Source organism: Thermovibrio sp. (assembly GCA_015488335.1).
Taxonomy (GTDB): Bacteria; Aquificota; Aquificia; order Desulfurobacteriales; family Desulfurobacteriaceae; genus Balnearium.
The window spans coordinates 1-9,798 of record WFNZ01000062.1 but is presented as its reverse complement, the minus strand read 5'-3'; the positions used below and the strand labels follow the sequence as shown (position 1 = coordinate 9,798).

Genomic DNA, 9,798 nt, shown 5'->3' with positions numbered 1-9,798 from the left:
CCTATTCTAAATACTGTTCCCGTCTTCTCTCCAACCAAACAGTACTGCTTTGGAACGCAGATGTAGTAGTCGTTCTTAAGGTTAGAAACGTGGATAAATCCAGGAATAACCTGTTCTATTGTTTCTATGTAGAGTCCCTGCTCGGAAACCCCAGTGATGATTGCCTCAAAGACCTCTCCAACGTGGTTCTGTGCAAACTGAAGTTTTTTGAGCTCTATAACGTCCCTCTCTGCCTCGTCTGCCGTTATTGAGCGTTCAGTTACGTGCTTGCAGATAACCTCTAACTTCTCCTCCCAGGCTGGAATGCTCTCTGGAGTGAACATTCCCTTAAGTGCCATCTTTATGAGCCTGTGAAGCTGCAAATCTGCGTAGCGCCTTATGGGAGAAGTGAAGTGAGTGTAGTAGGTTGATGCAAGCCCGAAGTGGCCGATGTTGTCGGGGGAGTATTTTGCCCTTGCCATTGTCCTCAGCATCAGGTAGTTGATGAGCTTTTCCTCAGGTTTACCCTCAACCTGCTCAAGTATTTTCTGGAGAAGTTTTGGCTGAACGTCGTTCTGGACTATTGGAACCCTTATCCCTAGGGAGCGGGCAAAGTTTAGGAACTCCTGTAGCTTTTCCCTGTCTGGCGATTCGTGAACCCTGTAAATGCTGGGGTAGTCTGTCCAGAACATATACTCTGCAACGGTTTCATTTGCTGCAATCATGAACTCCTCAATTATCCTGTGGCTCCAGAGCCTTTCTGCCTTGTAGATGTCTATGGGCTCACCTTCTGCGTTTAGAACAACTACGGGCTCTGGCAGGTCAAAGTCTAAAGAGCCCCTCTTGTAGCGTTTTCTGTAGAGTATCTGGGCAAGCTCATACATCGTTCTGAGGGAGTCAACCACGTGGGGGAACTTCTCTATCGCCTCTTTATCTCCGTCTATTATCTTCTGGGCTATTGTGTAGGTAAGCCTTGCCTTGCTGTGGATTACGCTCTCGTAGATTTTGTAGTCAACAACCATTCCCCTCTTGTTTATCTCCATCTCGCAGGTGAACGTGAGCCTGTCTACGTTGGGGTTCAGTGAGCAGATGCCGTTTGAGAGCTTCTCAGGTAGCATCGGGATGCACCGGTCGGGGAAGTAGACGCTTGTTCCCCTCCTGTAGGCCTCCCTGTCTAAGGCGCTTCCGGGTTTTACGTAGTGGGAGACGTCTGCAATGTGGACGTAGAGCTTGTAGTTTCCGTTGGGGAGCTTCTCTATCGCAACGGCGTCGTCAAAGTCCCGCGCGTTCTCCCCGTCTATCGTAAAGCAGAGCTGGTCTCTCAGGTCAACCCTGCCTTTTATGTCTTCCTCTTTAACTTCGTCCGGTATCTTCTTGGCCTCCTCTAAAACTTCCGGCGGGAATTCCGTTGGCAGGTCAAACTTCCTGATTATTAGCTCAATGTCAAGCTTTGGCCCCGTTTTTCCGAGGTTTTCAACAACTCTACCGACGGGGCCTCTCGTTTCAGAGGGGTATGAGATTAGCTCAACTACAACGTAGTCTCCATCTTCCACTTTTTTACAGTCCTCGTGGGTGAGGATTATGTCGTATCGGATTCTCTTGTCTTCAGGAATGACGAAGCAGGACTTTCTGCTCTTTTCAACCCTTCCAACAACCTTTTTGACGGCTCTATCAATAACCGAAACTATTTTTCCCTCTCTCTTTCCCTCTTTCCCCTCTTTAACTATCTCAACGGCAACGATGTCTCCGTTCATTGCCCCGGCCATGTTTCTTCCTGGAACGAAGACCCCTTTGCCTCCTTCCAGCGGGTCAACAAAGCCGAACCCTTCCCTGTAGACGCAGAGCTTCCCTATAACTAAGTTGAGTTTTTCCGGAAGTGCATACTTTGCTCCCCTGAGCTTTACAAGTTTCCCGTTCTTTGCAAGCTCTTTCAGTTTTTCCCGGAGAGCTCCCCTCTCCTCAGGGGGAATTTTCAGGTATTTGGCTATCTCTCTTGCCCTTAACGGTTTATTGAAACACCTTAATGCCTCAAAAATTCCCTCCTCTAACTTCTTCTCCTTTTCAAACTCCTTCATAAACTCAGCTTCCATCTCTCCTCCTGAGGTCTGCAATTATCTTCTCAACAAATTTTGTTCCTGAACTTCTCAACATTTCTCTAAAACTTCCGTCAACTTTCAGTCCGTAGTTCTCCAGAATCCTTCCAAGTTTTTGAAATATTGCCTCTCCTTCCGGGTCTAAGTCGGTTAGAAGAACCACTCCCTTGTAGTTTTCGGCCAAACTCTCTGCAACGTCGTGGAACTTCCTTCCCTTTAAGTCTACTACGTTTTCAACTCCTAACCTTTCAAGAACCTGTTTGTCCCTTTTCCCCTCAACAACTACAGCCCAGTTTGGGTGAGTGTATGAGAACTTTCGGAGCTCCACAATAAACCGCTTCAGCTCGCCCATCTCAGAACCATTTTATTAGAGCTGTTCCCACTGTGAAATTGTAAATTATGGGAAGCCCCGCCTGAAGTAAGAGGAGAACTGCCGTTATTCTCAGAGGGTAGAGCCCTAAGTAGTATGGCAGGAGATATGCCCACCAGCTTCTGAGAAGCGAGAACATTCCATTTCCAACTGCCATCGTTCCGAGGATGTGGGGAACGGGAATTCCCTCTTTTATCATTACTTTGATGAGGCCGTAGGCAACAGGTGGGCTTATTGCCGCCGTTGTTATGTAGGTTATTTCTAGAGAGTTAAAACCGAGATTTCCAAAGATGGGTTTCAGCTTAACAGTGAGCCACTCCATTGCTCCGGCCTTTATGAGGTAAACGATGAATAGGAAAAGGGGTGTAAACTTGAGGATGAACGAAACGGCCTCCTTTCCGCCCTTTAGAACTCCCTCTTTGAGAACTTTCAGGTTGAACTCAGGTTTTACCTCTTCAGGCGGGGGGAGTTCCACCCTCACGTTTCTATACCTGAACCTTCCAATTACTGAAACTGCTGCAAGTAGAACGACGTCAAAGGCAAGCCTAAGGAGTGCGTAGTAGATGGCTATTACGCCAATCAAGGGGAGTAAAACCGGCAGGTAGTAGCGGTAGAGGAACATGAGCCTCATTGGGAAGTTTGAGGCAAGGATTGCAAGGTAGAGGTCTATCGGTTCAATTTTTCCCTCTTTTAGAAGTTGAGAGGCCGTTATGTGGGCAGCCCTCGGTGAAACCAGGTAGATAACCGGAACGTTTGTAAGAAGCGGGTGGAGTCCGAAACGGGAGAGTTTAAGGGTTTTTAGGCCTAACCAGTTTACAATCTTTGTTTCAACTAAAACTGCGGCCAGAACGTAGCCAAAGGCTATGGCCGCAACGATTACAAAGTAGAGCTCCGTAAAGTTCATTTAATTCCTTACAAGCTCCTCAGAGAGCTCCCTCACCAGTTCTCCGCACTTTCCTGCGATGTCTGCCGTTATGCAGGCGCACCTCTCAGCCCTCTCCATACTCCTTGGATGGATTCCTGTTGCTTTGCACCAGTTGATAATTGAATCCCTGCACAAGATAGAACCAACTGCAGCTTTCGGCAGGTTAGGGATTTTTCCCTTGAAGATTGGGAGTTTCTCCCTGTTGTGGAACTCTATGAGCCTCTTTGCCCCCTCAAGGGCTTTTTCAAGGGGAAGAGTTGTTGCAAATATGTAAAAAGCTCCCGTAATTGCCCCGCAGATGGCACTCCACCTGTGGGGGAGCTCCCTTGAAACCTTTTTAACTTCATTGTAGCTGATTGGATAGAGTGCCTCTTCGTTGAACGCCGTTATAACGCCGTATTCACAGTTGTAGTCCCAGTAGTGTCTGTATGCAAGCTGTGAGAGTTTTTCCTCTGAAAAGGGCTGGAGCTCAACTTCTCCGAAAACTTCCCTGATAAACTCCATGTTCTCTGAAATTTTCCTGAATTCCAAAACAGAACCTCCCTTGAGAAAATTTTGGTAGGGAAATTTAGGAAAGAGAGGGAAAGGGGGCAAAGCCCCCGGTAATTAGAACTCTAAATTGTAGAAGACGTCCATTCCTTTAAAGGTGGCTGAGCCGTTGAGGAGTTCTTCAATTCTTAAGAGCTGGTTGTATTTTGCGTTCCTTTCGCTTCTTGCGGGAGCTCCCGTCTTAATCTGTCCGCTGTTTACTGCCACTGCTAGGTCTGCGATGAACGGGTCTTCGGTCTCTCCAGACCTGTGGGAGATAACCGTTGTGTAGTTTGCCCTCTTTGCCATCTCTATCGTGTCTAAGGTCTCTGTAACCGTTCCAATCTGGTTGAGCTTTATGAGGATTGAGTTTGCGAAGCCCTCTTTGATTCCGATTCTGAGGAGCTCCGTGTTCGTGCAGAAAACATCGTCTCCTACTAACTGAATCTTATCTCCAAGGGCTGCTGTAAGGAGCTTCCACCCCTCGTAGTCGTCTTCCGCCATTCCGTCTTCAATGGAAATAATCGGGTATTTCTCAACTAACTTCCTGTAGAAGTCAACAAGCTCTTCTCTGTTTAACCTTTTGCCCTCTCCGGCAAGCTCGTAGATGCCGTCTCCCTTGTAGAACTCGCTGGAAGCGGCGTCTATTGCCAGAACAACGTCCTCTCCCGGCGTATAGCCTGCTTCTTCAATTGCGTTCATTATTACCTGAACGGCCTCCTCGTTAGAGGAGAGGTTTGGAGCAAATCCCCCCTCGTCTCCTACATTTGTTGAGTGTCCCATCCTCTTTAAAACTTTCTTAAGGGTGTGGTAAACCTCAACCCCAATCCTTAAGGCTTCTGAGTAGGTCTCCCCTCCAACGGGCATAATCATGAACTCCTGAAGGTCAACGTTGTTGTCTGCGTGGACTCCTCCGTTTAAGATGTTCATCATTGGAACGGGGAGCTCCTTTGCGTTTGTCCCGCCGATATACCTGAAGAGGGGAAGTCCTAACTCCTCTGCAGAAGCCCTGCAGACGGCCATTGAAACGCCTAAGATTGCGTTTGCTCCAAGGTTGCTCTTGTTTGGAGTCCCGTCAAGCTCAATCATGAGCCTGTCAACGTTTACCTGGTCTGTTGACTCAACCCCTATGAGGGCTGGAGCTATCACCTCGTTGACGTTCTTTACGGCTTTTAGAACTCCTTTACCCATGTAGCGCTTCGGGTCTTTGTCACGGAGCTCTAAGGCTTCTTTCTCTCCCGTTGAGGCACCGCTTGGAACTGCGGCCCTTGCAGAAACTCCACTTTCCAGTGTAACCTCAACCTCAACTGTCGGGTTTCCCCTTGAGTCAAGAATCTCCCTTGCCCTAACGTCAACTATCCTTGACATCACTCCTCCGCTATCTGATTAATTTTCTCGCAGATTTTACCTGTAGGGTCGCTGATTTTAAAAACCCTGTTTCCGTTTTCTTCTGTGCACTCAATCAGAACGGCGTTCGGGAACTCTTTGAGGAGCTCCTCTCCCCATTCTACAACTTTTACTCTGTTGTCCTCTAAAAGTTCGTATAGGCCAAAGTCTTCAGCCTCTTCCAAAGAGCTTAGTCTGTAAAGGTCTACGTGGATTAGGTTCTCATACTCGTGAACTATGTTAAAAGAGGGAGATGAGATCTCATCTTCAGGAATTCCCAGACCTTTTGCAATTCCCCTGGTTAGTGCTGTTTTCCCACAGCCAAGTTCCCCTTTGAGAACTATCAGCGTTCCCTCTGGAACTGCTCCGGCGATAAGCTCTCCCAACTTTTTTGTCTCTTCCTCGCTCCCTGAAACGAAAACGCACTCACTCAACTCTCTGCCCCACAAGGGAGACCTTTTTTATCCCGGACTGCCTCAGTGTGTCTAACAGTGTGAATACAAACTTATAGGGGGTTTCTTTATCGGCCTTTATAAAAATCTTCCCGTTTTTCGGCAGGACTTTTACAAGCTCTAACGGGTCTTTGTAGAGTTTCCCTCTGTAGTAGATCCTTCCCCACTTATCAACGATTATCTTTACAGGCTCTTCCGACTGGGTTAGGGGAGCTCCCCCCTTTGGGACCTGAACTTTTATCTCTCCTCCCGATATAAACTCTGTTGTAACGGCGAGGAAGATAACGAGCATTAGAGAAAGGTCTAAAATGGGAGATAGGTTAATATCTGCAATCAGTCCCTTCTTGTTTTCCCTTATCCTCAACGCCTTTTCTCCATAAACTCTTTGTGGGCTTTCCGCCAGACCTCGGTGGCCTCTCTGCACTCATCTGGAGTTGGAACTAAAGCTATCCTGAAAAACCCTTCTCCCCCTTTTCCGAAGAACTCTCCCGGAGAGATGACAATTCCATATTTTAGTAAGTGAAGTGCATACTCCTCTCCGTTTATTCCTTCAGGGAGCTTTACCCAGAAGTAGAACGTTGCCTCAACGGGCAGGAACTCAAGGCCTATCTCGTGGAAGAACCTGTCAAAGATTTCTGCCTTCTCTTTAAAAATCTTTTTCCTCTTCTCAACGTGCTCTTCGTCGCTCCAGGCAACCTCTGCCGCCCTCTGAACGAACTCCTGAGAGGCTACTCCGAAAGAGGAGCGGTATTTCAGGTACTCCTGAACAATCCTCTCATCTCCGGCAACAAATCCTGACCTGTAGCCTGTCATTCCGCTTCTTTTTGAGAGGGAGTGGAAAACAACAACCCCTTCTTTTCCGACTTCCAATGCAGAGTGTGGCGGCTCTTTGAAGTAGATTTCTGTGTAGCACTCGTCTGAGCAGAGGATAATGTTGTGCTCACGGCATATTCCGTAAACCTCTTCCAGGTATGAAAGGGGCGCAACGGCCCCCGTTGGGTTGTGTGGGTAGTTAATCCAGACGATTGCCGTTTCCTCTAAAACCGATTTTGGAACCCTGTCAAGCCTTAACAGAAACTTGTCTTCGTATTGGAGCTCCACAGGGTAGGTCTCCCCTCCGGCAAAGAGGGTTCCCCTTTCGTAAACCGGGTAGGCGGGGGTTCCATAAATAACCTTTCTCTTTTCTGAGTCTGTATCAACGAAAACCAGAGGAAAGTGAAAGATAGCCTCCTTTGAGCCTGCAGTTGGTATCACTTCTCTATCCGGGTCTAACGGAACTCTAAACCTTCTTTCAAACCAGCCTGCTATGGCCTGGCGGAGCTCCCTCCTTCCCTTAACCGTTGGATACTGGCTTACTTCCGGAACCGCCTCTATGAGAGCTCTCCTTATCCTCTCGTCTGTCGGCTCTTTCGGGTCGCCGGTTCCGAAATCGTAAATCTTAATCCCTTTCCGGCGGAGCTCCTCCTTTGCCCTGTTTAATCTGTCCATAGGGTAGGCTTTTAGTTCTCTGATTCTCCTGTTCATGGCTCTCCTTTAGAACCTGAATCCAGCCTCTGCAAACATACCTTTAACCTTCAGGTCTGAAGAAACGTCGCTTATATCGTCAATTTTTAGCCTCTGGTACCTGTATCCAACTCCCACAAACAGGTGCTTTATAGGATAAACCTTGCCCTCAACTGTGTACTCGTAGAACTTACTTCCGCCGTAGCCGATGAAGTTCCCTGAAGCCTCAAGCCCTACAAGGTTAACAGGCCTTACCTCAAAGTCAAGGTGTGCCATAGGAACGGGAATTGTCGCAGATTTGCTGTCCTCTCCCCGGGTTCCCGTTGCAGGATTGTAGTATTTGACTCTTGCGTAGCCGTCAATAACCTTTACGTTGAAACCCCAGTTCGCCTTAAACTTTCCTGCTGTTACGGTTCCTATAAACGGAACACCGTAGGTTAAAGTGATATCAATCTGATTTGCCCTCAGTTTTGAGTCAACGTAAGACTTTGTTGGAACTGTGATATCACCGAACGTAAATGAGGTGTTAACAACACCGCTTCCTGTAAACTTCATTGCTGTATACTGAACTTTGATGTCTGGAAGAATGGGAATTCCCTCAATCTTGAACCAGCCCTCTCCCTTTGTTTCTGTGTCAAGGTTCAGGTCGTCGTCAACGTCAATGTGGGTTTTTGAGCTTACACCTGTTCCTTTGATGTTGTCACTGGTGTATTCAATCCAGCCGTCGGGGTTTTCCCTCCAGGCTCCGCCGCCTGCTGAAATCGTTATAGCGCTTGCACCGGAAGTTGAGATTAAGAAGAGTGCCGCTGCGAGCAGTGCTTTTCTCATTTTCCCTCCCTTAACTCTTTTATTTTGTTTAAAACGGCCTCAGCGTGGCCTTTAACCTTTACCCGCTTCCACACGTGTGCAACCTTGCCTTCAGGGTCTATCAGGTAGGTTGTTCTTACTACTCCGTAGTATTCCCTTCCGTACATTTTCTTCTTCTGCCAAACGCCGTAGGCGTTGAGAACTTCTTTGTTCTCGTCGCTTAAAAGTTTAACTTTTAGGTTCTTCTTTTCCTTAAACTTCCTGTGGCTCTCAACAGAATCAGGGCTCACTCCTAGAACTACGGCTCCCAACTTCTCAAATTCGGGAAGGAGCTCCGAAAAATCTTCTGCCTCTTTCGTGCACCCGGGGGTGTTGTCTTTCGGGTAGAAGTAGAGAACAATCCATTTCCCTCTCAAATCTTTTAAGCAAACCTTTTCACCCTTTTCGTCTGGCAGGCAGAATTCCGGGGCTTCCTTACCTACTTCAACGTACATTTTAACCCTCCTGAGAGTTTCACAAATTATAGCCACTCTCTCTTGCCTTCTAAAGCCGATTGCTATAAACTTGACCAGCGCAAATTAACCACAGGCGGAGGAAGTGGAATGCCGAATACAAAGTCTGCCAAGAAGAGGCTTCGTCAGAACATAAAGAGAAGGGAGCGCAACAGATACTACGTCCGCAGGATGAAGACCGAGGCCAAGAAAGTTCTCAAGGCAGTTGAGGAGAAGAACTTGGAGCTCGCTAAAGAGCAGCTGAGAGTTGCAATGAAGTGGATTGAGAGGGCTGCTGTAAGGGGAGCTATTCACAAGAACGAGGCTGCAAGGCGCCAGTCTAAGATAGCTAAGGCTGTTGCTCAGCTTGAGAAAGAGCTTGCCGCAGCACAGCAGTAAGACTATATTATTGACTGCTCAGTAGGGCCGTAGCTCAGTGGGAGAGCGCCACCTTGACGCGGTGGAGGTCAGGGGTTCGAAACCCCTCGGCCCTACCATTAACTTCCTGCCTTAAAACAAGAGGAAAAAATGGAAAAACCCTCCTTAGACCTCTCACTCTACGTAATCACAGATGAGCGTTTCCTCAACATTTTTAACATTTTTGAAGCTGTTGAAAGGGCTATTTTAGGTGGAGCTACAGTTGTTCAGTATAGAGCAAAGAAGAAAGCTTCCCGTGAGATGTACGAGGAAGCTCTTTTGGTTCGTGAGGCAACGAAGCTCCACCAGGTTCCCTTTATAGTCAACGACCGTTTAGACCTTGCCCTTGCCGTTGGAGCAGACGGAGTCCACGTTGGACAGACAGACCTTCCTGTTGATGCCATCCGCCAGATAGTTGGAAACGAGTTTATTGTCGGTTTATCTACACACAACCTTGAACAGGTTAGAGAGGCAAACAGAGAGAAACTTGCCGACTATATAGGTTTTGGTCCTGTATTTCCGACAACTACAAAGGAAAACCCTGACCCTGTTACGGGAATTGAGAACCTCTGCAGGGCTGTTGAGGAGTCGGAGCTCCCCGTAGTAGCCATTGGTGGAATATTTCTAGATAATGTAAAGGAGGTCTGCTCCTGCAAACCTTCCGGCATTGCCGTTGTCCGTGCTGTTTTTGAGGAAGGAGATCCTTACGAAAACGCTCGGCAATTGAGGGAAATAATTGATAAGAGTTGCTGATGTCGGAAAAACCTTAATAGTGATTTCTGCGTTTCTTTTTGCACTTTCAATACCTGTCTCCTTGGCTGTTGATAATATAGCAGCAGGTATAGGT

At 47.6% G+C, this 9,798-nt stretch carries 12 protein-coding genes and 1 tRNA gene; 3 read left to right on the top strand and 10 right to left on the bottom strand.

Annotated elements, in window-relative coordinates; genetic code table 11:
• From rnr to bcp, 10 genes are all read right to left on the bottom strand, one after another.
• Positions 1 to 2,069, bottom strand: a 2,069-nt coding sequence (gene rnr / locus F8H35_RS07945; RefSeq protein ID WP_472573009.1) for a ribonuclease R, incomplete at its 3' end; no start/stop codon positions are given.
• A complete protein-coding gene (locus tag F8H35_RS07940; RefSeq protein ID WP_472573008.1) occupies positions 2,059 to 2,424 on the bottom strand; it encodes a toprim domain-containing protein in 366 nt (121 codons plus the stop codon). The genes F8H35_RS07940 and rnr, both read right to left, overlap by 11 nt.
• 1 nt (position 2,425) lies before the next feature.
• A complete protein-coding gene (locus F8H35_RS07935) occupies positions 2,426 to 3,346 on the bottom strand; it encodes a hypothetical protein (protein ID WP_472573007.1) in 921 nt (306 codons plus the stop codon).
• A complete protein-coding gene (locus F8H35_RS07930) occupies positions 3,347 to 3,898 on the bottom strand; it encodes a C-GCAxxG-C-C family protein (RefSeq protein ID WP_472573006.1) in 552 nt (183 codons plus the stop codon).
• 75 nt (positions 3,899 to 3,973) lie between these two features.
• The gene (gene eno, locus F8H35_RS07925; RefSeq protein ID WP_472573005.1) at positions 3,974 to 5,263 is read right to left on the bottom strand and encodes a phosphopyruvate hydratase; all 1,290 of its coding nucleotides are present in this window, start codon (positions 5,261 to 5,263) and stop codon (positions 3,974 to 3,976) included.
• Complete coding sequence (tsaE, locus tag F8H35_RS07920; protein WP_472573004.1) at positions 5,263 to 5,715, bottom strand: tRNA (adenosine(37)-N6)-threonylcarbamoyltransferase complex ATPase subunit type 1 TsaE; 453 nt, start codon at positions 5,713 to 5,715, stop codon at positions 5,263 to 5,265. Before tsaE ends, eno begins: the two co-directional genes overlap by 1 nt.
• Positions 5,708 to 6,097 (bottom strand): ExbD/TolR family protein, encoded by a 390-nt coding sequence (locus tag F8H35_RS07915; RefSeq protein ID WP_472573003.1) that lies wholly within the window; start codon positions 6,095 to 6,097, stop codon positions 5,708 to 5,710. The genes tsaE and F8H35_RS07915 overlap by 8 nt, the downstream gene beginning before the upstream one ends.
• The gene (gene dapC / locus F8H35_RS07910) at positions 6,094 to 7,257 is read right to left on the bottom strand and encodes a succinyldiaminopimelate transaminase (RefSeq protein ID WP_472573002.1); all 1,164 of its coding nucleotides are present in this window, start codon (positions 7,255 to 7,257) and stop codon (positions 6,094 to 6,096) included. Before dapC ends, F8H35_RS07915 begins: the two co-directional genes overlap by 4 nt.
• Before the next feature lie 9 nt (positions 7,258 to 7,266).
• Positions 7,267 to 8,064, bottom strand: coding sequence for a TIGR04219 family outer membrane beta-barrel protein (locus F8H35_RS07905; RefSeq protein ID WP_472573001.1), 798 nt, complete (start codon positions 8,062 to 8,064; stop codon positions 7,267 to 7,269).
• Positions 8,061 to 8,537, bottom strand: coding sequence for a thioredoxin-dependent thiol peroxidase (bcp, locus tag F8H35_RS07900; protein ID WP_472573000.1), 477 nt, complete (start codon positions 8,535 to 8,537; stop codon positions 8,061 to 8,063). The genes F8H35_RS07905 and bcp overlap by 4 nt, the downstream gene beginning before the upstream one ends.
• Before the next feature lie 108 nt (positions 8,538 to 8,645).
• Between bcp and rpsT the strand changes: the two genes are divergently transcribed.
• The 3 genes from rpsT to thiE all read left to right on the top strand — a co-directional run bounded on the left by rpsT (position 8,646) and on the right by thiE (position 9,704).
• Positions 8,646 to 8,933 carry a 30S ribosomal protein S20 gene (gene rpsT / locus F8H35_RS07895; RefSeq protein ID WP_472572999.1) on the top strand — a complete coding sequence of 96 codons (288 nt, stop codon included), beginning with the start codon at positions 8,646 to 8,648 and terminating at the stop codon, positions 8,931 to 8,933.
• Positions 8,934 to 8,956: 23 nt separating this feature from the next.
• A tRNA-Val gene (locus F8H35_RS07890) sits at positions 8,957 to 9,031 on the top strand.
• A gap of 31 nt (positions 9,032 to 9,062) precedes the next feature.
• Positions 9,063 to 9,704 carry a thiamine phosphate synthase gene (thiE, locus tag F8H35_RS07885; RefSeq protein ID WP_472572998.1) on the top strand — a complete coding sequence of 214 codons (642 nt, stop codon included), beginning with the start codon at positions 9,063 to 9,065 and terminating at the stop codon, positions 9,702 to 9,704.
• Positions 9,705 to 9,798 lie beyond the last annotated feature (94 nt).